This window comes from Caballeronia sp. A2-2, from assembly GCF_057612605.2.
Genome location: NZ_CM173618.1, coordinates 531612 through 553288 on the forward strand (window position 1 = coordinate 531612; position 21677 = coordinate 553288).

At 56.6% G+C, this 21677-nt stretch carries 19 protein-coding genes and 1 pseudogene; 7 read left to right on the forward strand and 13 right to left on the reverse strand.

Annotated elements, in window-relative coordinates:
- Nucleotides 1-1931: 1931 nt before the first annotated feature.
- Nucleotides 1932-2599 (forward strand): annotated as a pseudogene (locus tag ACZCWR_RS25980) (MFS transporter).
- An 84-nt stretch (nucleotides 2600-2683) separates the two neighbouring features.
- Here the strand turns inward: ACZCWR_RS25980 and ACZCWR_RS25985 are convergent.
- The 4 genes from ACZCWR_RS25985 to ACZCWR_RS26000 all read right to left on the reverse strand — a co-directional run bounded on the left by ACZCWR_RS25985 (nucleotide 2684) and on the right by ACZCWR_RS26000 (nucleotide 6559).
- Complete coding sequence (locus ACZCWR_RS25985) at nucleotides 2684-3295, reverse strand: glutathione S-transferase family protein (RefSeq protein ID WP_487305890.1); 612 nt, start codon at nucleotides 3293-3295, stop codon at nucleotides 2684-2686.
- A 580-nt stretch (nucleotides 3296-3875) separates the two neighbouring features.
- Nucleotides 3876-4520, reverse strand: coding sequence for a 3-isopropylmalate dehydratase small subunit (gene leuD, locus ACZCWR_RS25990; RefSeq protein WP_487305891.1), 645 nt, complete (start codon nucleotides 4518-4520; stop codon nucleotides 3876-3878).
- Nucleotides 4521-4531: 11 nt separating this feature from the next.
- On the reverse strand, nucleotides 4532-5950 hold the full coding sequence (gene leuC, locus ACZCWR_RS25995; RefSeq protein WP_487305892.1) for a 3-isopropylmalate dehydratase large subunit: 1419 nt from the start codon (nucleotides 5948-5950) through the stop codon (nucleotides 4532-4534).
- Between the two features lie 168 nt (nucleotides 5951-6118).
- On the reverse strand, nucleotides 6119-6559 hold the full coding sequence (locus tag ACZCWR_RS26000) for a nuclear transport factor 2 family protein (protein ID WP_487305893.1): 441 nt from the start codon (nucleotides 6557-6559) through the stop codon (nucleotides 6119-6121).
- Nucleotides 6560-6806: 247 nt separating this feature from the next.
- On the opposite strand from ACZCWR_RS26000, the gene ACZCWR_RS26005 reads away from it, so the two are divergent.
- From ACZCWR_RS26005 to ACZCWR_RS26020, 4 genes are all read left to right on the forward strand, one after another.
- Nucleotides 6807-7181 (forward strand): DUF485 domain-containing protein, encoded by a 375-nt coding sequence (locus tag ACZCWR_RS26005; protein WP_487305894.1) that lies wholly within the window; start codon nucleotides 6807-6809, stop codon nucleotides 7179-7181.
- Nucleotides 7178-8749, forward strand: a complete 1572-nt coding sequence (locus ACZCWR_RS26010) for a solute symporter family protein (protein ID WP_487305895.1) — start codon at nucleotides 7178-7180, stop codon at nucleotides 8747-8749. The genes ACZCWR_RS26005 and ACZCWR_RS26010 overlap by 4 nt, the downstream gene beginning before the upstream one ends.
- A gap of 60 nt (nucleotides 8750-8809) precedes the next feature.
- Nucleotides 8810-9904, forward strand: coding sequence for a porin (locus ACZCWR_RS26015; RefSeq protein WP_487305896.1), 1095 nt, complete (start codon nucleotides 8810-8812; stop codon nucleotides 9902-9904).
- Nucleotides 9905-10058: 154 nt separating this feature from the next.
- Entirely contained in the window at nucleotides 10059-10580 is a 522-nt protein-coding gene (locus ACZCWR_RS26020; RefSeq protein WP_487305897.1) for a MarR family winged helix-turn-helix transcriptional regulator, read from the forward strand.
- A gap of 499 nt (nucleotides 10581-11079) precedes the next feature.
- Here ACZCWR_RS26020 and ACZCWR_RS26025 read toward each other — a convergent pair whose 3' ends face one another.
- From ACZCWR_RS26025 to ACZCWR_RS26065, 9 genes are all read right to left on the reverse strand, one after another.
- Entirely contained in the window at nucleotides 11080-12024 is a 945-nt protein-coding gene (locus ACZCWR_RS26025; RefSeq protein ID WP_487305898.1) for a hydroxymethylglutaryl-CoA lyase, read from the reverse strand.
- On the reverse strand, nucleotides 12021-13214 hold the full coding sequence (locus ACZCWR_RS26030) for a CaiB/BaiF CoA transferase family protein (RefSeq protein WP_487305899.1): 1194 nt from the start codon (nucleotides 13212-13214) through the stop codon (nucleotides 12021-12023). Before ACZCWR_RS26030 ends, ACZCWR_RS26025 begins: the two co-directional genes overlap by 4 nt.
- A gap of 111 nt (nucleotides 13215-13325) precedes the next feature.
- A complete protein-coding gene (locus ACZCWR_RS26035) occupies nucleotides 13326-14246 on the reverse strand; it encodes a LysR family transcriptional regulator (protein ID WP_487305900.1) in 921 nt (306 codons plus the stop codon).
- Between the two features lie 359 nt (nucleotides 14247-14605).
- Nucleotides 14606-15106, reverse strand: a complete 501-nt coding sequence (locus tag ACZCWR_RS26040; protein ID WP_487305901.1) for a thioesterase family protein — start codon at nucleotides 15104-15106, stop codon at nucleotides 14606-14608.
- A 4-nt stretch (nucleotides 15107-15110) separates the two neighbouring features.
- Nucleotides 15111-15884, reverse strand: a complete 774-nt coding sequence (locus ACZCWR_RS26045) for an enoyl-CoA hydratase/isomerase family protein (protein WP_487305902.1) — start codon at nucleotides 15882-15884, stop codon at nucleotides 15111-15113.
- A 1-nt stretch (nucleotide 15885) separates the two neighbouring features.
- Complete coding sequence (locus ACZCWR_RS26050; protein WP_487305903.1) at nucleotides 15886-16833, reverse strand: alpha/beta hydrolase family protein; 948 nt, start codon at nucleotides 16831-16833, stop codon at nucleotides 15886-15888.
- The gene (locus tag ACZCWR_RS26055) at nucleotides 16830-18050 is read right to left on the reverse strand and encodes a thiolase family protein (protein ID WP_487305904.1); all 1221 of its coding nucleotides are present in this window, start codon (nucleotides 18048-18050) and stop codon (nucleotides 16830-16832) included. The genes ACZCWR_RS26050 and ACZCWR_RS26055 overlap by 4 nt, the downstream gene beginning before the upstream one ends.
- Entirely contained in the window at nucleotides 18047-18454 is a 408-nt protein-coding gene (locus tag ACZCWR_RS26060) for a Zn-ribbon domain-containing OB-fold protein (RefSeq protein ID WP_487305905.1), read from the reverse strand. The genes ACZCWR_RS26055 and ACZCWR_RS26060 overlap by 4 nt, the downstream gene beginning before the upstream one ends.
- A gap of 87 nt (nucleotides 18455-18541) precedes the next feature.
- The gene (locus tag ACZCWR_RS26065; protein ID WP_487305906.1) at nucleotides 18542-20110 is read right to left on the reverse strand and encodes a class I adenylate-forming enzyme family protein; all 1569 of its coding nucleotides are present in this window, start codon (nucleotides 20108-20110) and stop codon (nucleotides 18542-18544) included.
- A 375-nt stretch (nucleotides 20111-20485) separates the two neighbouring features.
- Here ACZCWR_RS26065 and ACZCWR_RS26070 point away from each other — a divergent pair, with 375 nt between their 5' ends.
- Entirely contained in the window at nucleotides 20486-21193 is a 708-nt protein-coding gene (locus tag ACZCWR_RS26070) for a hypothetical protein (RefSeq protein ID WP_487305907.1), read from the forward strand.
- Nucleotides 21190-21408 carry a hypothetical protein gene (locus ACZCWR_RS26075; protein WP_487305908.1) on the forward strand — a complete coding sequence of 73 codons (219 nt, stop codon included), beginning with the start codon at nucleotides 21190-21192 and terminating at the stop codon, nucleotides 21406-21408. Before ACZCWR_RS26070 ends, ACZCWR_RS26075 begins: the two co-directional genes overlap by 4 nt.
- The last annotated feature ends 269 nt before the right edge of the window (nucleotides 21409-21677 follow it).

Sequence of the window (21677 nt, forward strand, 5' to 3'; positions counted from 1 at the left end):
GTTCATGCGCGAGCGAGCGCAACGACCTCCGCATGAACGGATCATCGCAGACACTATGGTCCCGCAGAGCCTTCGCATGTCAAACAGGCTTGGCCACATACAGGGGTACGCGACGTCCATGCAATCTGCATCTCGGCGGAGCGTCACTGTGTTCTTTACTTTGGTGCGTGTTTGAAGCGAGGTCGACGGGGAGCAGGGTCAGCGAGCTCGGTATTGTTTGACTTCTTAGCCCGCGCAATTGCGTGTGACTACACACATCACGAGTTTAGAGTAACCTTGATTATCGTACGGTCAAATTGGTGTCCGCTACGCGAGCCGATAGTTACGGCGCTGCATTGAGCGTTAGAACTTCATTCCCCGTCGCGCGTCTCTCGGTTTCGATCGCAGCCGCGCTGGCAACCGGCCTGGTGAGCCGCGCCGTGTCGACGGTGTGGCTGCCTACAATCCAACAGCGACCTTCCGGTACGACCCCAAGCCGATCATGCCATCCTGCCTAAGATAGGGTAAGCCGCTATGCTCCCGACGTCGGTGAGAGGACCTCCCGGCAGAATCCGGCGTTACCTCAAAGCGCCGATCGGGCCCGTCGAGCCCGCTAGCAGCCTTCGCTATCTCCATCGGTCGCTCTTAGACGATTTAGCACGCGCAAGTTGAACGCCTACCCGAGCCCGCAAGTGCGTCATCAATTGCCAACGGGCTCTCCTATCACTCGAAGCAGGTTCGGCATGTGCGGCTAAACCGACTCCGTCCTGCACCACATTGCAATGCTGACCGATCTTACGCTTCAGGACGCCGCATGTGACTGCGACGTTGACCAAAGAGGTCCGGACGGCGCCGGTTTTGGAAGGCCGTCGCAAGAGCGGCCTGTGACGCAAATCTTTTTAGAATCGCCAAGCCTTGCTCAAGTTTCTTGTCGCACTTTTGAATGTTGGCGTTTCGACCATAGCCGGCGCTCGCCGCTCATCGTCCGTACGGCTGCAGCTCGCCACTTCGCTGTCGTTCGCGATGCGGCGCAGTCAAACGTCGGCTTCCTGGATCGGCGAACGAGTCTTGACGACCCTTAGCCGCCGGTCGCTCAAAGCCATACGTTATGGCCGCTATCCGCTTTGGATGCGTCATCTGAACGTCCGAAACGATCAACAAAATTTGACGCACCGTAATCATGTCGCGATACCTTGTTCTACGGCGTGCGTAGGCGATTGTGATACATATAAGTCGCGCAGAACGCACCATTATTCGGGTAACGGTGCAATATTAATAAACTTTATTACTATATAAATAGTATAAGTTGATCGTTCTTGATTTAAGCCGCTCAACATCGTCCGTCGAGCCACAAATAATTTTCACTTAAAAAATGTGGAAATGGCTTGTTCACCATCCCAATGCCAGCTGCACCTCGCCCGCGTACGCGAGAAAAACTCATCGACATTTCCAACTGGGAAACGGCTTCCGCCAAATGACTCACGCATGCAAAACGTCCAAGGGCCTTCGTACCGATCGTGACGGCTTCGCAGATTTCCATCAACTGAAAAACTCTTTCCTTTGTGTATCTTTTTCCAATCCATGGGTATCCGTAACCTTGTGGTGGCGATCCAATTTTCCGGACGCGAAACGAATTGCTAGGGGCTTCCTTGATGGTGAATGTCCAAGAAGCGTGACGCAGCGGGCTCGTCTGCCTATCTCGCATCCGATTAAGTTCAACAGAGCCAAATGTCTGCCCCTATAAGCCATCAGCCGCCCGAACTCATCGACGGTGAACCTATAAGTGACGGCGCTGAAAAAAAGCCAAACGCGGGCTGCTCACGAGACACGCAAAAAGATTCTTCCGAAATGTCTCTTCTGCGAAGGCTACAACTCCGGCGCCATGCGCTTGGGTCCCCTCAATCGTCCTGATCGCGCTGTGCCTGATTGTCGACGGATTTGACGTGCAATCAATGGGCTTCATCGCACCCTCCATCATCCACAGCTGGTCCGTCTCCCGAGCTGAACTCGGCCCGGTTTTCTCAGCCAGTCTCGTCGGGATGATGATCGGATCACTAGCCCTCGGTCCACTTGCCGACCGAATTGGTCGACGGCCAGTTTCGATCGTCACCATGTCTTTCGTCGGCGTCTTCATGCTGATTTCTGCTGCTGCTCAGTCTCTCACTCAATTGATAGTGTTGCGCCTTCTGACAGGCTTCTCTCTTGCCGGCATCATGGGTAACGCTATTGCACTGGCCGAAGAATTGAGCCCGCAAAACAACGAACATCTTTGATGATGTGGGTCTCGTTCGGATTCACATTGGGCGCTGCGTTTGGCAGAGTGATTGCTGCCTTCCTTCTTCCCGTGACCGGTTGGCGGGGAGTGTTCCGGTTCGGCGGCGTACTCCCAATCTTGCTGACCGCTGTAATGGCTCCTCTCCTGCCCGAGTCGCCGTCCTACTTAAAAACATGCGAATCATGTAAGGCAGCCAAAAAGAGACCGCGTTGCAGTGGGTCAGTTTCCAGTGCAAATCAACACCATAGCCACACTTTGCCAATCACGGACTATGTGGCTGCTGCACGTCCGTTTGCTATCGTTCGCCGGCGGCCTGGTCGACGGCAGGTCGGCCCCTGCGAATGAGCCTGACGACCCTATATGCGGCTCGAAAACGCGACATTTCGGGGTCAGGCGATCCGTTGGTTTGGGCTCAGCTCTCGTTATTGTCTAATAGTCCGCACTCGGACGTGACCGGAAACGTTTGTACCAAGTGTCCAAGCGCAGGTGATTCTCTCCGAACGTGAGGTTGAACCTCTCGCGCGCCGTTTGAAAGATCGGAAAGACGGTGAAGTCGGCAATCGTTGGTTCAGGACCGGCAAGGAACTCGTTCTCGCCGATTTCAGTCTCTAAGACATCGAGAACTTCCGAGACGTAGCGGGAGATGCGATCCGCCGTGTCCTTCGACGGATCTGGCTCCTTTCCTGAGAATGCATGAGTTTCATTCCAGAGCCACAACTGGCCTCGCGCGACAAGATCACTTCCAAGCCTCTCAAGCGAACGCACCCGCGCTCGCGATTGAGGGCCCGAGCCTATCATCGGCTTGTCCGGATGGCATTCCTCAAGGTACTCAACGATGGCCGCAGAATCTGTTATCGCGTCGCCGTCATCAGTCACAAGCGTAGGCGCCCTGCCTGCCGGGTTTATCTTCAGGTAGCGGTCCGAACGATGTTCGCCGTGCGCATAATCGAGCTCGTAACGTGGAACGTCGATACCCTTCTCGGCTAGATATAGAATGACGCGCCGCGGGTTCGTACCCATTCGAAATTGATAGAGCAGCATCGTACAGATTCTCCAAAGCTTAATAGTCGGGAAATGCAACTCCGCTTTGCACTTAGCCTTCCTGATTCGCACCCCTGCCTGTTGCAACTCGGCCTCGGCCTTCAACCGCCCGAGAGGGGGAGGTCAAGCCCTCAATGACTCAGTGATTGTCGATCTCATCGCTCTTGAATTCAATCCTTTCGCAGACTACCAGGCACGTAGCTACCATATCTCGATCAATGTTCCTCTATAGCCCCTGACGTACGCCGGCCTTATTACGTGAGAAGTGGTCGCCCAGCAGCATGCTTGCGCGATTTACAGGAGCGTCTCGGACATCAACGAATGCTACCTACCGCCTGCGGCTGATACGCCTTATAAAGACAGGTGAAACCGACAGTCGGATGGTCAGTTGCCTATCAAGACTGATCCTGCATCGAGTCAACTTATCCTCCGACGATCGTTAAGCTCAGTTGCAACTTTCTAGCTGCAGTTGATGCCACGTGTACAGCATCGCTGTCCAACTCTCGTTGGGTGTACTGCAGTCCGGCGTCGACGGCCGCCCCATGAATCGTTCCCATCGATCGGCGACCCACGCGCGTGACTACGTCGGCCCGAAAAGCCACGGTTCCCGAGCACGCCGGGCAGCTTCGTAAGCTTGAATGAGATGACTTTTCTCAAGAGTAAGTGCAATGTCATCGAGGCCATTAAGCAGGCGATGCCGGCGCTCCTCATCTATATCGAACTCGATCTCTTCTCCGTTCGGCAGTCGAATTCGCCTCTGGTGAAGATCAATCGCAAGCCGAAAGCTTGGCGTGCGATCTACCTTAATGAACAAGTCTCCGACGAGAGCATCATCCAGCTTGACCGGAAGCAACCCATTTTTGAAACAATTGCCGTAAAAAATATCTGCGAAACTTGGCGCTATTAGAGCTCGAATGCCGAAGTCGGATAACGCCCACGCCGCATGCTCACGACTCGATCCGCAACCGAAATTACTTCGCGCGAGAAGGATCTGTGCGCCGGCAAACCGAGGTTGGTTAAGCGAGAACCCAAGGTTTGGCTTTCGAGTCGATATATCCTGCCCTGGCACTCCGTGATCGGAGTAGCGCCATTCGTCGAAGAGGTTATCGCCAAAGCCCGTCCGCTTTATCGATTTCATGAATTGTTTCGGAATGATCGCGTCGGTGTCGACATTCGCGTGGTCCAGCGGCACAACAAGCGACTCCAGCGTGGTGAATGGTCTCATCGCGCTAAACCTTATGAAATGTCGACAAAGTGACCTGCAATCGCGGCGGCCGCCGCCATCGCAGGGCTTACTAAATGACTGCGGCCGCCCGGACCTTGTCGGCCCTCAAAATTTCGATTTGAGGTGGATGCGCAACGCTCGCCCGGACGCAGACGATCATCATTCATACCCAGGCACATTGAGCAACCCGCCTCGCGCCACTCGAAGCCGGCGTTTTTGAAAATTATGTCCAGCCCTTCCGACTCTGCTTGCTTTTTAACGAGTCCTGATCCTGGCACGACCAGCGCTTGTATGATATTCGGCGCGATGCGCCTGTCTTTCACAACGGCTGCTGCAGCACGAAGATCTTCGATGCGAGCATTCGTGCAGGAACCGATAAAGACTTTGTCGAGCACGATACTCGCCACGGGACTGCCGGGTTGAAGGTTCATATAGGCTAATGCGCGAGACATTCCGGCGCGGCGCACTGGATCTGGCTCATCGGATGGATTGGGGACGGCCCCGTCGATCGAGACGACCATTTCCGGCGACGTTCCCCAAGTAACCATCGGACGTAGTTCGCTGGCATCGATGAGTATTTCCCTGTCGAATCGCGCACGGTCGTCGCTGACGAGCGTTCTCCAATAGGCCTCGGCAGCGGGCCAATGCGCTTCTTTAGGCGCGTAGGGCCGCCCCTTTAGGTACTCGACCGTCGTGTCATCAACTCCGATTAGCCCTATGCGCGCGCCAGCTTCGATAGCCATGTTGCAGAGGGTCATACGCCCCTCCATCGATAGGCATTCAATGGTGCTTCCCGCGAATTCAACCGCGCACCCAGTGCCTCCGCCGGCACCGATCCGGCCTATGATCGCAAGTGCGATATCCTTCGCCGTTACGCCGCGCTTCAAGACGCCGTCCACCTTAATACGCATACAGCTCATTTTTTCGACTTGCAAGCACTGCGTGGACAACACATGTTCGACTTCGGACGTCCCGACGCCGAATGCGAGGCATGCAAAAGCGCCATGCGTGCTCGTGTGTGAGTCTCCTGCAACTACGGTCATTCCCGGCAGAGTTGCCCCTTGCTCAGGCCCGGATACATGGATGATTCCCTGTCGAGCATCGTTTATGCCATACAGCCGAATGTCGAACTCTCTGCAGTTTGCATCGAGTTGAGCGACCTGTGCTCGGGAAAGCGGATCAGTAATCGCTTGGATGCTCGATCGCTCGGCAGGCACGGTGGGTATATTGTGGTCGACAACGGCGAGCACTGTCTCAGTACGCCACGGCCTCCTCTTTGAGAGTCTCATGCCCTCGAACGCTTGAGGACTCGTCACCTCATAAACAAGGTGCCGATCTATGTATAACAACGAGGGGCCATGGGTTGGATCGTCGACCAGGTGGCTTCTCCAAAGTTTGTCTAGCAGTGTTTGAGGGGGCTCAACGGGCATCGAGGGAATCTCCGATCAGTCAAACATCACGCGCATAGGCCGCAAAAAAATGCGGCGATGATCAGCATGTTGAGAACTCGGCGACAGCCGCCTCAACGCACAGCTGCAAGCGAACGTTCGGATACATGCCGTGCCTGCAACATCGCCGGAGAGGGTCGAAGCAGCCACCTACTGCGCGGACCTATGGTCCTTTAGGCCCAGGTCGATCCTGAAGTCGATGATTAGCCGCCGGGTCTTGAAACGCCAAGTCCCTTTGTCACGGACGATCTCGTCTTCGTAACGCCCGGCAGCCGCAATAACAATATTCCCCTCCCCCTCTCTTACCATAATGAACGTACTGTTCGAGCGTGCCTCATCTCCGTCGACGTTCACAAAAATGTTTGTCATGATGTGCTTCCGCTTCGGTCCCTCTCCCTCCACGGGAAGAATCGCGGCTGCGAAATCACGTATCTCTGCGCGCCCCTTCGGTTGACCCACGTCATCAGCGAAGAAGATCCCGTCCTCAGTGAACAACGAAGCGAATTCGTCAAAGCGTTGCAGGTCCATCGTGTCGCAAAAGCTCGACAGCAGATCGTGAATTTGGTCCTTGTCTTCCAGCGAGCGTGTCATATCGGTGTCTCCTCTAAACAGGTCGGTTACTGAGCGCACTGCTAGCCCGCAGCGCGCACGAGTGCGCTTTCCCGGCAAAAAGCCAAAGCGTCCACCCGTTTTATCTCATATCACATGAAATGATGCAAGTCGTGACATGGTCTGTGTTGTTGCACCTCGGGTAAGTACCGTTTGTCAATTCATTTCAAATGAGATGAAATCGAAATAGCTGGATCACTCATACCGACACTCAAAACTGGAGGGGACAATGCCAACCACTTCGATACACACCTCATCGACTTGGCCCGAAGAACCGGAGGGAGCCGAGGTCGTCGTCCCAGGACTTGACGAACTTGTCAGTGCCCGTCAAAGACTCGGCCGTATCACTATCATCGTCGTGATGGTGAGCTATGTCGGCTTCTTCTTACTCGTTGCATTCGCCTATAAGTGGCTTGGCATGCTGATAAGCGCGTGGGGATCGCTTGCTTTCGTCGCGATGATTTTTATGTACGTTGTCGCCTGGGCGACCACGTGGCAATACTTGCGACACAGCGGCCAGCGAATTCAACCATTGGAGACTAAGGTCCGCGAGGCGTTGCTCCGGAAGTCAGCCGCAGTAGATTGTAAGGATTCCTCCAAATGAGACATAACGCCGCACTCACGATGGTCGTTTTCGGATGCCTCGTGTTGATCATGCTCGTGATCATAGGTCGCGCTGCCCGACGAACGAAAACATCCGCCGATTTCCTTGCCGCTGGACGCAACATCTCCGCGGCGCAAAACGGCCTGGCGATAGCCGGCGACTTCATGTCCGCCGGCACTTTTCTTGGCACGACGGGACTGATTTATCTCTACGGATTCGACGGCACGCTTATTTTAGTGGCCGCCATCTTCGGCTTTCTACCGCTATTGCTAATTGCTGAGCGTCTGCGAAACGCCGGTGCCTTCACGCTTGGGGAAGTGCTCGCGCGCCGGTTTGACGACCAGGCGCTGCGCGGCGTCACTGCGCTCACGTCACTCGCCGTGAGCCTCCTGTATCTCATTGCTCAACTCGTGGGCGCTGGAATCTTGTTGCAAGCTTTGACGAACCTTCCGTATTCGGTAGCGGTCGTAATAACCGGCATCCTGATGACGATATACGTGGCTTTTGGAGGAATGCTTGGCGCGTCCTGGGTGATGATTATAAAGGCCGTCATCCTGTTGATCGTCGGCGCCGTAATGTCCGTAACTGTGTTTTCACGGAGCGGCTGGCAACTTGGCACCTTGATGCAGATGGCCGCGACAGCGCATGTTCGAGGAGTCGAGTACCTCAAGCCGGGCTTGCTCCTGTCGCCTTCTCATCCTCTAGATATTCTGTCGTTCGGCCTTGTGTACATGCTCGGCACTGCGGGCCTGCCGCATGTGCTAATTCGGTTTTTTACGGTGAGGGACGGCAACGCGGCGCGTCGCTCGTTGGGTTGGGCCGTAGCGGTAATGAGCACCTTCTTCCTCATGATTGTTGTCCTTGGGATAGGGGCGCGTGCAATCCTGCATGGCAGTGATGCAAATGCTGCTGCTGCAGTCGGCGGGAACCTCGTTGCGCCGATTCTCGCGGCCGCGCTATCCGGCGGCGAAGGCTCCGTAGGCGGTGCTCTTGCTATGGCTTTCATCTCCGGTGTCTGCTTTTTAACCATTCTCGCGGTAGTCTCGGGACTTCTGGTATCTGCTTCTGGAACCGTCGCCCATGACATTTTCGCGGGCATTGTTTGGCGCGACCGCCCCAACATTGAACATCTCGAGCGCAGGATGGCGCGCTTGTCATCGGTCATGGTAGGAATGCTGGCCACACTACTCAGCATCGCGGTGGGTACTGGTTTCAACATAACCTTTCTGCTAGGGCTCGCATTCTTGGTCGCGGCAAGCGCTAACCTACCCACACTGGTGTGTACCCTGTTCTGGCCAAAGTTCTCTCGTGCGGGTGCAATCGCAGGACTTGTAGGTGGGCTCGTTGTATCTATCGCTGTCATCGTACTCTCACCGATGGTCATGGGCGCAGCAGCCGTCATTCCTCTCAAGTACCCCGCGATCATTAGCATCCCAATAGGCTTTGTACTCTGCTGGCTCGGGACGGTACTTCGGCCCGACACTGACACAGACGCGCGGTTTCAGCGCCTGCGGCTGCATACCGAGATCGGCCTGGGCTCGAAGAGCGACGCCGTCGCCGGTCACTAACCAAAAAAAACCTTGTTACCCCGCGCCGCATGACAAAGGCGGCGCGGCTGGGGAGACTTTATGCTGAGACTTTTGAGGCCGGCAGTAGCCGTCGTGATCGGCGGGTTCGTGTGCGCTGTTCACGCGCAAAGCAGTGTCACTCTATATGGAATGGTCGACATTCTTCTAGATATCTCCAATCAGGGACATGGAACACTGACCAGAATGACAAACGGCGGCCTCGCTGGATCCCGGATTGGGTTCGCCGGTGCGGAGGATATTGGGCGGGGGTACAAAGCGATCTTCAAACTCGAGAACGGGTTTGCGCCAAATACCGGCGTTATCCAACAAGGCGGCGCCCTCTTCGGCCGTCAAGCGTGGGTGGGATTGCAGGGCCCGCAAGGATCGATTACGTTCGGACGACAATATGCGCCGGAGTTCCTCGCGGTGAGCGAATACGATGCATTCAGTGCCGGCCTGGGCGGGAGCTTCTGGAACGTCGATAGGACGCTGGCCAATGGCACTGTCCAAAGTACGCTTATGACGAACATCATTACTTGCCGAACCAATAATTCGATTGTCTATTCATCACCTGATATACGGGGAGTTTCCTTCGGCCTAATGTACGGTGTCGGCGGAGTCCCCGGCTCCATCAGCAGCGGCACTACCCTCAGCGGAGCGCTGAATTATTCAAACGGACCGCTCGCACTACACGCAGGCTACATCCATATGAAAGACCCACTTGATGTGGGCCGGTACGTCGAATGGGGGGTAGGCGGAAGCTATGCCATAGGTCCAGCCAAACTTTTTGTGGGTTACACGAAAGATAGTTACCCAGATACGACCTCGCCGGCAACCCTAAAAAATACGCAGCGGTTCGCAATCGCGAATCTGGGTCTCAAATACGCGATCACCCCATCTCTCGCGCTGATCGGACAGGTGTCGAAGATCATCAACACATCCGAAGGACTGACCGCATCGCAAAACGCATATGTCGAAGCCATCGAAATGAACTATCAGATCTCAAAGAAGACTGCTGTATACGGCGGGTACAGCCAGGTTAATAACAAAAACGGATCGGCGTACTCGCTTGGCGCCGCTTTATACTACGGCGCCCCCGCCGTGCCAGACACCACTTCCAGGGTGTTTCAACTTGGGATGCGCACTCTGTTTTGAAAGGGCAACCAAGTTCATCGATACACGAGACGAGCGCTATCTGGCAATTCACTTTAAGACGATTTCAATTACAATGATACGATCTCGCTAGTAATGGGACCCCGCCGTCGAAGGTGGCCTGGGCTGCTCGATCGTTCCAACATTAATACAGTAAATGAATACAGCTAAGCGATCGTCGAAAACTGAAAAATTGCCCAAAAAAGTTGCACCCCCTTTCGACCTTGAATGTTTTGTGCCCTATCGCCTGCTCCGCATTACGGCTCGTCTCACCGCGATCGCATCAAAGCGTTACGCGGATCGGCTGGGCGTCACCATTGCCGAATCCCGCGTTATCAATGTCCTCGCTTCAAAGGGGCCGATGTCTACCTTCGAGATAGCCGACAATACGGGCATGGACCGCGCCAAAGTAAGCCGCGCTACCCAACGCCTAACGGCAGGTGGCCAGCTTACGCGGGCAGTCAACAAGAACGACAAACGTCTGATTCTGCTGACGCTGACCGACAGCGGTTGGGCTCTGTATAGCGGCATCTTGGAAGTCCTCGAGCAGTTTGAAAGTGAAGTGCGGGCCGCTATCCACGCCGAGGGCAGCGAGCAACTGCTCGGTCTCATTGCAAAGCTTGACCGGGCTTTCGAGACGTTTCCGCCTGACGTCGTCCTCGATGACGAGTCCAAGTAAGTCAGGTTCGAATCGCCGGTTGATTGTTGGATGGTTGTCCATTCTGTGGATTTGATATCTGGCTTGTTCGCCGACGCGGTGCTCTGAATCTCAAGCGCGGGGAGCACTATAGTTGTCAGCTAGCACAGCCCCGGCCGGCGTTTTTCTCGTTGGGCGGTTTTCCCGTCACCACTCGGTAGTTTGAAAAGTTGGATGGTGGTTTATCCAATCGTACTGTGGCGAGCAATCGCAGGAAAATGAACGGCGATGACCGCCTCGTCCTACAACGCGGTTTTTTGAAGGATCAAGGTCCCGGCTTCCTTCGGTTTGCTAGCCCTTCGCCTTCGACACACCTGATATGCGGTCGGTTTTCGATACTTCCGTCATATCTGCGCTCTCTGATAGATGCCGGTTTGCGGACCGCTGGTAGCGGGCATATGCAATAGCATTACGCTAGTCGCTTCAAACGAAGACGCTTGCCGCAGCAACTCTACGGTCTGCGCGAGTCCCGCGTTATCTACTACAAGGCAGCAACCTGATTGGGGACCGGGTGGAGGTCGCAATTCCGACCGGCCTTTGCGACCTGCCCGGGCACGTCATGTCCAACAAGCGTGGGCAGAGTACGCGACAGCGCGATCAGCTTTTGCAGATCGACGCCGGTGGAAATCTCCATCTCGTCACACACGTTGACGAGATCTTCGGTGCAGATATTTCCCGATGCGCCTGGCGCAAACGGGCAGCCGCCGAGACCGCCCAGCGCGGCGTCGAAGCGGCGCACGCCAACGTCGTAAGCGGCGAGCACGTTGGCGAGCCCGAGGCCGCGCGTATTGTGGAAGTGCAGCGTGAGATCGGCGGCGGGCACGTGTTCAAGCACGCGCGCGACGAGCCTGGCTACCTGACGCGGATTCGCCATGCCGGTCGTATCGGCGAGGGTGATGCCCTTGATGCCCATTTCGCGATACGTCCGCGCGATCGACACGACGCGCTCTTCGTCGATGCGCCCTTCGAACGGACACCCGAATGCGGTGGCGACGGTGGCGTTAATCGTGACATCGGAGGCCCCATGAACGAGCCGCACAATATCACCGAAACCGGCCAGCGACGAGTCGCAGCTCATACGCATATTCGCGCGGTTGTGCGTCTGGCTCGCGGACATTACGAGGTTCAGCTCATCGGCGCCCGCGGCGAGCGCGCGCTCAGCGCCCTTCACGTTCGGCACGAGCGCGACGTAGATCACGCCTCGTCCGCGACGGATGCCGTTGAATACTGCCTCGCCATCGCGCAACGCGGGAATGGCTTTCGGCGACACGAAGGAGCCTGCCTCAATCCGCTTGAAGCCGCACGCGGAAAGGCCGTCGATCAGCGCGATCTTGTCTTCCGTCTCGACCCACTGCTTTTCGATCTGCAGGCCGTCGCGCGGCGCGACTTCCTGAACGATCAAGGGGTCTTTGCATTCGTAATTCATTGCACCGCTCCCGCGGCGCGCAGCCGCTCCACTTCGTCCGCATCGAAACCGAGCGCTTTGAGCACCGGCGCGGTGTGCTCGCCGAGCGCCGGGCCTTGCCAGCGCACTTCGCCCGGCGTGTCGGAGAGTTTGGGCACGATGCCCGGCATCTTCACCGCGACGCCGCCCGGCAGGTCCGCCTGCAACAGCATGTCGCGCGCTTGATAGTGCGCATCCTCGACGATGTCCGCGACCGAATAGATGCGGCCCGCCGGCACTTCCTCGCGCTCCATCGTCGCGAGCACCTCGTTCATCGAGTGATGCGAAGTCCACGCGGTGATCGCTTCGTCGAGCATCGCGCTCTGCTTCACGCGGCCGTCGTTGTGGGCGAGCGCGGGATCCTCGGCGAGATCGGCGCGGCCGATCACGTGCATCAGGCGCTTGTAGATCGGATCGCTGTTGCCCGCGATCACGACGAAGCCGCCATCCTCCGTGCGATACGTGTTCGACGGCGCGATGCCGGGCAGCGCCCCGCCGCTGCGCTCGCGCACATGGCCGAGCAGGTCGTATTCGGGGACGAGGCTTTCCATCAGGTTGAAGACGCTTTCGACGAGCGACACATCGACCACTTGTCCGTCGCCCTGACCGGTCTTCACGCGCAGCACCGACATCAGCGCGCCGATCACGCCGTGCAGCGAGGCGAGCGAATCGCCGAGGCTCACGCCGACGCGCGCCGGCAGCCCTTCGGCGTCGCCGGTCGTGTAGCGGATGCCGCCCATCGCTTCGCCGATCGCGCCGAAGCCCGGACGATCGCGGTACGGTCCGGTCTGTCCGTAGCCGGAGATGCGCACCATCGTCAGCTTCGGGTTGATGGCGTGCAGCACGTCCCAGCTGAGGCCGAGCTTTTCGAGCGCGCCGGGACGCATGTTTTCGATGACGATGTCCGCGTCCGCCGCGAGCCGCTTGATGACGCCGGCGCCTTCGGGCGACTTGAGGTTGACGCACACCGACTTCTTGTTGCGCGATTGCAGGTACCACCAGAGCGAAGTGCCCTCGTGCAGCTTGCGCCATTTGCGCAGGGGATCGCCGGTATTCGGCGCTTCGATCTTGATGACTTCCGCGCCGAATTCGGCCAGCATGCGTGCCGCGAACGGCGCGGCGATCAACGTGCCGATTTCGATGACGCGAATGCCCTGAAGAGGTCCGCTCATAACGTTCGTCTCCGAATACATGTCGTTATGTTAATGATAAAAGTCCTAACCACCCTGTGTCCAACCGCGTTTCGGCAACATCCCTTCGTCAAACTCGAACGCGTGCCCCTTTCAACTTATGGCCGCTTCCACTGAACCGAGGTAATTGAATAACAGGCGGGCAACCGGTGAAAGCGCCGTAATCTCGCGTGCGACGATGACCAAGTTTCGAGTCGACCACTCTTCTGTGAGGGGGACTACCTCAAGTCTTAAGTGCCGCCCCATCGCATCAAAGACCGCGTGCGGGATGATTGCCACACTCATACGCGCCTGCACCATGCGGCAGACGGCGTCAAAGCTCGGTACTTGAATCTGCAATCGCAGCGCCTTGCCTGCCCGTCGCGCGGCAAGGTGGATTCGCGCGTTGATAGAACTTGCTGAGTTCAGTCCGACGTGATCGAAATCGAGAGTTTCCGCAAACGTGACGCTCTTGTGCTGTTTTAGCGGATGATCGCTGGGCGTAATGACGCAGAGCCGATCCCACCGGTAATGCGCCACGGCAAGCCCATAAGTGTCAACATCCCCAGAACAAACGCCGATTTGGGCGAGACCCAATAACACGCCGTCCACGATAGCGCTGCTCGGCCGCTCCTCGAGATCAATTTTGATCTGATCATGCATCGTCAGAAACGCACGGAGGTCCTCTGGCAGATACTCAACGATCGCTGAGAGATTTGCCGTCATCCGCACATACCCGCGAACGCCGGCGGCGTGTCCAGCCAGTTCCGAATCGATGCTCTGAAACATACAGAGCAGCCGACGGGCATAATGCAGCATAGACTCTCCTGCCGAAGTCAACGCCATACCTCGAGCGCTGCGTTGCAAGAGCGCTGTGCCGACTGCATCTTCCAACGCGGCGAGGCGCTTGCTCGCTGCGGATATAGCGATTGCCTCCCGTTGCGCCGCCCGCGTCAGTGTCCCCTCCTCAAAGATGGCCACGAAAAGACTTAGCGTTGTGAGGTCGAGTTGTCGAATCAAGCGCGATGATGTCATATCGGGCCTGCCTTTACCCGTTCGTTCAACGCGCAGGCTGTTGGGAGGTTGCGAGTCATTGGCTCTTACTCAACAAATACGAAGGCTGTGTCTTCGGCTACGCGTGCCATGCAACGCGATAGCCGTAACCATAGGGCGGGATTCCGTCGGAGTGTATCGGACGAGACACAGCCGGTCCCCAGCGCAGATGATTTTGTGCTCGTCATGACGTAGTTTTCAGGTGCCGATATAACGCGAGCGAAAAAGACCGGCGCACTAGCGCCGGCGAATGGCCCCGAAGAGGGGCCCCTGAGAGACTGCATGAACAAATTCCTTGAGGGACGCTTCGATGCCGGAATTGTTAGTGAACGAGTAATCGGCTAAAGCGGCGTTGCAAGCTTTCCGACGCGCCATGCGCTGGAAGGGGGACCAACATTCCTTTGCCGACGTGCAAGATCGCGCATCTCGCTGTGGAGCGCATCCGGCATCGGCGCGGCACGTCGCACAGTTTGGTCGACATGCATCGATAGCAGTTCGAATGTTGCAACTGGCACGCGCGCTGCCGTTACCATTTGCGCCCACCAGTGGAGTCGCTTCACATCGCATTCAAGCAAGCAGATTTCGACATTGACCCATTCGGCTGCCTTTAACTCTCGAAGGTAACGAATATGGTTTTCCGCTCCAAAGAACGAGCCTTGGCCCAGCGACGCATACGATTCGCCGACCCCGCGCAATTCCATCACCTCGGAGATCGCGCGGATGAACAGCACAGTATAGAAAGGCAAATGCATGTGCCCGTTGTGGTCAATCCATGCCTCCTCCACTGCTGCCGGCGTAGCCATCAACCACCCATCGCTTTCTTCCGGAAGATCCTGTTTCATCGCATTACTTCCTATACTCCGTCAGCATTGCGTCAACGTCGGGCGCAGCAAGGTTGCGCGCGATGACGTCCTCGGCTGTACTGATTCGCTCCATCAATGCCTGACCGGCCGACCGAACTCTCATCTCGCGCCCACTGTTGAGGGCGGTGGTCCTGGCCGTATAGAAGTCCACCTGCTTCTGTGCTTCAGCCGAAAAATCGATCGAAGGAAGTATCTCTGTCACCAGTCCGTGGTACAACGCATCGTGTGCGCTTAGCGACTTCCCACCAATGCACAAGGAATAAACCAGTTGCTCTGACAGCTTTTCAGTGAGCACGGCGTAAATAAGAGAGGGGTACAAACCAAACTTGATTTCGGGGAAACTATATGTTGCGGCATCGGAGGCGATCACGACGTCTGCCAGCGCAGGGAGCAGACATCCGGCTCCAAAAGCCTTTCCTTGCATAACGCACACGACCGGTACCGATCGTTTGTGGAACGCCTCAATCAAGTTTCTCAATGCTTCATATTGCTTATCGCCATTGAATCTGAGTTCTTCCATGTCAGCGCCCGCACAAAACGTCTTCCCGGGAGCTGACAGTACAACCGCACCGATCGATTTGCAGTGTGTGAGTGATGTAATCGCATTCGCGATGGCATCGAGCATTGTTATCGACAGCGCATTCGCGCGATGCTGGCGGCGAATGGTGATGTAACGTAGCTGCCCTTTGTCCAGCGTAGAGATAAGCGGACTTCCAGTGTCGTCCGACGGGATTTCTTGCCTCATCTTGTTATCCATTTTATCTCGCCATCACGTCGCTAAGCCAGTCCACAACCATCTTCGCGATTTGGTCACTGCCTTCGTCCATCATCATCATATGAGAATGGCCTGGCATTCCCTGCTTGTTGAGATCTAGCGTATGTGGTTTCCCGCCCGCCCTTTGCCAGGCGAGAAGCGCACTTTGTGCCTTGATGGTCAAGTCTTGCCAAAGCGACGACTTTTCAACGTAATCCCCTGTTACAAGAAGCAACGGTCGACCGTCTAAGTCCACGGATCCTATCGACGAAAAGTCGCCGTGCGGCTCTAATGCAACCGCCGCATGCACTAGGTCTGGGCGAGCCGCAGCGAGTTCAATGGCAAAGCCTCCGCCCTGACTATGCCCAAGCACCATGCACGAGCCAAGTCCCTCGATCAAGTTGAGCAAGGCACGACGTTGCGCGTCTATAGTCGTCGACCAACGAGGCACGGTTCGCCGCGTTAGCTCGTTCAGTTGCATCCATGGGAATCGTTGCCCGGCATATGGAAGGCGACGCTCAAAGTCAACTGCGTCACCGATGCGGTATAGCGACCACGACTCCTGTTCGCTGCGCACGATTGGCACTCCGTCCCACTCTCCATCGAGCGCGCAGAAGCCGGATCGCCCTCTCTCCACGTTGTCAACTACATGCACTACCACGCCAGCGGACAGAAAATCGTGCAACCAGCCAGGGCGCCCGTCCGGCGTCGTCTCCCATGCGCTGCCGGTCAGTCCGCCGCCATGGATTAGTACGAGCGGATAGTCAATGCGCCGCACCTCCGGTACGAAGTATTGAACATATGCCTGCTCGATCCAGAACGTTCCGTTTGGATCGTGCTCAATGCCTAGTCCTGCCGAGAGCCCTATCGTCCGGCTTGGACGATTTGCGACCGTGACAGCGCGTCCACCGACCATATAGCTGCCCATCGCAGCGAGCGACAGCGGATTCATGGCGCGCGCCCGAGGATTGCAACGCTATGGCAAGCTTGTATGCCCCCGTTACCGTGCACAAGTCCGACACTCGCGTTTTGCACCTGGAGGCCTAGAGCTTCTTGACGCAACTGCCGTATTGTTTCGCTGATGCTGTCCATGACGCAGGAAACCCCTGGCTGACCGAAGGAGAGCCACCCGCCGTTTGTGTTGGTCGGTAAGCTGCCTCCAGGGCCGGTCGCACCGGAACGCACGAACTCTCCTGCCCCATGCAGCTCAGTAAAACCGAGCTCGGCGAGAACCTGGAGTTCAACATGGGCAAATTGCGACGCTGTTTGCACGATATCGATGTCGGCATGCCGCAGACCCGCCATCTGAAAGGCCTGTTCAGCCGCAGCCCTGCATCCTGTCGACGTTATGTTTGGAAGTGTTCCGAGCGGTAAGGCGCTGCGGCGCAACGCCATGCGATCTGTCAAATATTCATGCGTTTGGCATTCGCCCGCGCCAAGCAGATAGATTGGTGTATCCGACATAGAACGCGCAGTGTCGGCATCAGTCACAATAACGGCGCCAGCAGTACCAGCGGGGCCCCACGGCGCACAGTGCCACAAGCGCAAAGGCGATGCGACCATCGGCGACCGCATGACATCGTCAATCGTCACGAGACCCTTGTGCGCCTTGGCCGCGTAGGGATGATGGACCGCCCATTCTTGGCATTGCACCGAAACCGCCGAAAAATCTTCCTCGGTGAGGCCATATTCATGCATAAGCCGACGTGCCATCTGCGCGTAAAGGGTCGGAATTATCGGCTCGTACGGTTGCTCGAACTCTGGATCCGCATCCATGGCTCCAATCTGAGAGCGCGCGGTTGGCGAGGCAGCAACCGCGTCTGCCCCAACACACAGAACGAAGCGCGCAACGCCACTCGTGACCGCAAGCGCAGCGTGCTTGAGCATCGAGTTCATCCCCGCCGCGTGGATCGTGATCTCCGAGGCATAGCGCGGCGTGATTTTGTTATAAGCAGCGAATATATTGTTCCACTGATGTCGCTGATCCGACATCGGTGCCCGACCGGTCAGCAAGCCGTCGATCTCGTCCTTTCTAAGGCCCGCGTCGTCTAACGCGCGGCGTGTTGCTTCTTGCGCAAGCCTTAGCGCGGTCTTGAATTCCCCACGCCTACAGTAACTGTCGCCGAACCCAACAATAGCCGCTTTGCCACGCAATGTAGTCGCGCTCATCGTGCCAGCACCTTAAATTTGGGAAGGACCAGCGAATCGTCAACTCGAGAAAATACTACTTCTAGAGGATCTCCTATTGCTAGGGAAGCGAGATCTTCGCAAAGGAATTCAGAAAACATATGAAATCCTTCGTCGACTTCGGCGATTCCAAGTGCCCGCAAAGCGTTCCCGCCGTCCTTTGGCTGCAGCGCAATGTATTGCACCGAAAACGAATAGATTTTCCCTCTACCGCGTGATACAGACCAAGTCAGTGCGTCGGACAAACAGTAGGGACATAATGCTCGCGGATGGAATACGACTTCGGAGCACTGAAGGCATCGCTGGAAACGAAGTTCTCCGCTATTGCATCCGTCCCAGTACGGCTTGCTGTCTAGCGACGACCTGGGATACGTAACGTTCCTCACTTGATGACTCCTCGAGTACGGCAGGCGCGACGTCGTCCTGGATCATGGGCTTACATTTGGCCCAAACGGGGCAACTTCACCGGGACGTCAGCTTAGATATGTCTCACGCAGCTTGTGTTTCTGGATCTTTCCGCTGTCAGTGAGAGGCCACGTCTGAGTAATACGGACGTAGCGAGGCACGCGAAAATTCGCCATCCGTGCCGCACAAAAGCTAATCAGTTCTTCTTCGGTCACCTGCTCGTTGTGGCGTGGTTCGACAATCGCCATGACAACTTCGGTTAACCGATCATCTGGCGCGCCGATCACCGCAGCCTGCGCAACCCGTGGATGGCTGAGCAGTACGGCTTCAACCTCTTGAGCTGAGACGTTCTCGCCGCCAATCTTCAGCATGTCTTTCAAACGGCTAGAGAAAAACAGATTCCCTTCATCGTCCACGTGCCCAAGGTCGCCGGTGTGCACCCATCCGTCGGCGTCGATTGTTTTGGCGGTTTCCTCCGGCTGTTTCAGATAGCTGTTCATCTTCCACCAACCACGCATGCAGATTTCGCCGATCTCGCCCGGCGCCAATTCCTTGCCTGTGGTCGGATCGACGATTTTCAACTCTGTGCCATGGATCGGCGAGCCGCAGCCAGCGGAGCGGAGTTCCCACGGATCATCGACCCAAGCACTGGTACCGCCGACCTCTGTTGCTCCGTAAATTTGAAGCAGCCCAGGCATATCCATCTCTCGCCGTACCCTGTTCATCAGTTCAGCAGTACCGACGCACCAACCTGCTTTCAAGCTGGACAAGTCGAAGTCACGAAATCGCGGATGATTCATCTCCATAACGTACATGGCGCCATAGCCAGATCGTGCTACGCACCGTTCGCGCTCGATCAATGATAGGACGCGTTCCACTTCGTAGTATTCGGCGCTTACAACCCTGCACCCTAATGTGAGTGGAGCAGGCACTGCACCGCAAGAACCACCGACATGGTAGAACGGCTGCGTGTTCAGGAAAGCGTCGCCCTCTTCCATCCCGAGTCGCTGCATAAGGGCTCCGCCAAAGTTGAGCACATAGCGATGATTGCACAACGCCCCCTTAGGCAGGGACGTCGTACCGGATGTGTACTGGATTAGAATCGGGTCTTCGATGTTCTGCTGGCGTTGAACTTCCGCCACTCTGTCTACCTGCACTGCTTCGCCAAGCTTGAGAAAAGCTTCCCACGCCAGCGCGCGGCTGTCGGGCTCTGGCGATATGCTGACTACCTTCCGTAGACAACCGATTCCGCCTTCAGTGACTTCGCCGTCGGTCTCACGCGTCCCCTGATGACAGACTTGATCGAGCGTATCGACGAAGTCGTGCTTAAGGAACCGATCAGTCATTATCAGAAGTTTTGCCTGACTATGCTTAAGGAAGTGCTCGACCTCGAACACTTTCGAACGTGTGTTGATGGCTCCGATGATTGCTCCGATCTTCGCGCAAGCAAGCTGAATGTACGCGAAGTGCGGAAGGTTTGGCATCCATACAGCAACGACGTCACCCCGTCCAATTCCGGAAGCCATCAGCGCAAGAGCAACGCGGTCGACTTCTTCCTTCATCTGTTGGAAGGTGATCCTGTAGTCCTCGAAAACCCAACCTACCCGACCAGACCATTTCCGTGCCGCTTCGTCCAATGCGTCTCCAACGCACATCTCCATTACCGGATATGAATCGTGTCGTTCTAAGCGCAGCTTCACTATCGTCTCCAAATTTTTTCACGTTGTTTGTATCATATCACATGAAATGATAAGCGGAAGCGTCCGCGGCGTTTTGGAAATGCGAGATCTTTACGGCGCGATTTTGGGGAACCGTGAAAGGTTCGGGAACGAGTGTCCCGCGTGCGCCTCCGCACTTTACCGCGACGGTCGACTCGCGGTTCCTGTCGATCCGTACGGCAACGCCCAAGAACAGCTGAAGCAATTCGACGCGGCCCTGAAGGCCGAAGGGCGGATAAAGGAAATCCGGGAGTTCCTCAACCTCGGGTGGCGGACCTGCTTTCGAAAATCGCCATGCTTCCGGCTTCCGCCGGTGCTGTCGGGTTCGGCGGAGCACATGAGGTCGGCTCGTTCAACGCCGAGGCTTCCGACGCAAAGGACGCTGCGGGCATCGATACCTTCCTCCAAGCCGTGCCGGCAAAGCGCGAACTACTTCAGGCGCTGAAGGACGCGACTGCGGCTCATAACGGAAAGGTCGAACAATCCAAAGCCGCGATCAAGAAGCTCGAGGACGATAGCGTCGCGATCGCCAAGGAGGTCGAGGAAATTGTGGCCATCGCGATTCTGGTCGCTGCGAATGCGAAGAGCGAGACGGAGGCGACGCAGGCTATCGAGAAGTTCAACCGGGAGAACGAGGAGCTCATCAGGGAGGTGAAAGCAGAGAAACTGGGAGTCGCTAGAAACTTGAGCTACAGCATCGCTTACGTCTCTCTCCGCGGGAAGCTCCTGGCCTACAACGCAGAACTGCCCTTGGCCCTGGCTGCGGATCTCAACGAGAAGACGCTCAAGTTCTACAACGAGATCAACAAGAGCGACCACCCTCCCGACAGGCTCAAGTCCTTGAGGTCGCCGACGGCCGTAGGCGAAAATATAGAGATCGAGTTCGAGGATGGGGACAAACGCGACGCGCTCCAGGTCCTCAGCGAAGGTCACATCCGGTGCCTCGGGCTCGCTATCTTGTTGGCGAAGATCATGACACAACCCACGGTGAGGATTTCGTGAAGCGCCTCGAGAACGCCGTGCCGATGAAAAAGTACGGGGAAACAGTGACCCCAATCGACTTCCTCGTCCCATTCGCCGCCAAGAAAATTACCGTGAAGCTCGACTCGCCCGACCACTACCGTGTAGTGGCGGCTCGAAGCCACGAAGAAGGACGTATGCGCGACTCTATGAGTTACGTCCGGAAGGCCTTCGAAGAAGAACTCAACCGTCTGTGAAAGAAGATTGCAAATAAGAAGCTGTCGGCGCAGATAAGCGTTGGGATGACGGGGCCGGGAGACACTGACTCGGCCGACTACCGCGCCCAAGCCTTTCGCCCGCCCTCCATCTGCCCCCTCTAAAATCTCCACCTGCGCTCGGTCGAACTGCCTGGGTCCAACCGAGCCACGCGCGCTACGCAGCTCGGGAGTTCAGAAAATGTTCAGAGTTAGGTGAATCTCGACACGATTCGACACTTGTAACTCTCCTGCATTTTCTTTACTTTGCA